General features: G+C 50.7%; 2 protein-coding genes. Both read left to right on the forward strand.

Annotation, left to right across the window (positions count from 1 at the left end):
* The coding region (locus VJI94_RS07835; protein ID WP_324008937.1) for a hypothetical protein at positions 1–484 on the forward strand (484 nt) is incomplete at its 5' end.
* On the forward strand, positions 481–789 hold a 309-nt coding region (locus VJI94_RS07840), incomplete at its 3' end, for a DUF6950 family protein (RefSeq protein WP_324008938.1). The genes VJI94_RS07835 and VJI94_RS07840, both read left to right, overlap by 4 nt.

Raw genomic sequence — 789 nt, forward strand, 5'->3', positions numbered from 1 at the left:
GGGTACTGATCTATCGGCGGAATCCGTAACGCTGCGGTGTGATGGCATGCGTATGGCCCAAGCTGGTATCCAGGATCCAGCCCGTGTGCTCCGTGACATCATGGGCTATCTTTACCAACAGCGGCGAGTTGACCTTGCTCTAGGTCTGCGGTATGCGGATCAGCCCAATATCAACCTTCTTATCCCTATTTATGCGGGTAAGATCAATAACATCCGCCTTATTGATCCGTCCCTGGATGATGATAAGAATGAAGTTCCTGGGTATTTGGATATCGAGCTGGATGGGTTGGCTGCGCGTTATTCGCGTGCTACCTATCGCACTCGTTCTCATGCCGATCAACAGGAAATCGACCCTACCGACCAGTTCTTCAGCTTTACACAGAATGCGGCCAACGGCGAACAGACGCTATTCTGGGGTAAGGCTGGGACTCTGCAATCCACTGCGGTATATAATCCCCTTGCTAACCGGGGAGAATATCAATGATCGAGATTAAACGTCGTCTGGATTGGGATCTTTGCCTATCTGATTTCCTTCTGGATTCAGTGCGTGAGGGAGTATGTCTGGACTGGGAATTTTTTAATTGTGCTTCCTGGTGCTGTGATGGCATCGAAGCTATGACAGGTGTGGATCTGTATGAAGAATTCCGTGGTCAGAGCAAAAGTATGGCCTCTGCGTTCTCCATGATTCATAAGGCTGGGTATAAGTCGTTCGAGGAGATCATTGCGTCCAAGCTCCCGACTATCCCAGTTGCATACGCCCGCCGCGGAGACCTTGTACTAGCTCCAGCC

The organism is Parvimonas sp. D9 (assembly GCF_035282565.1).
In the GTDB taxonomy this organism is placed as follows: Bacteria; Bacillota; Clostridia; order Tissierellales; family Peptoniphilaceae; genus Parvimonas; species Parvimonas micra.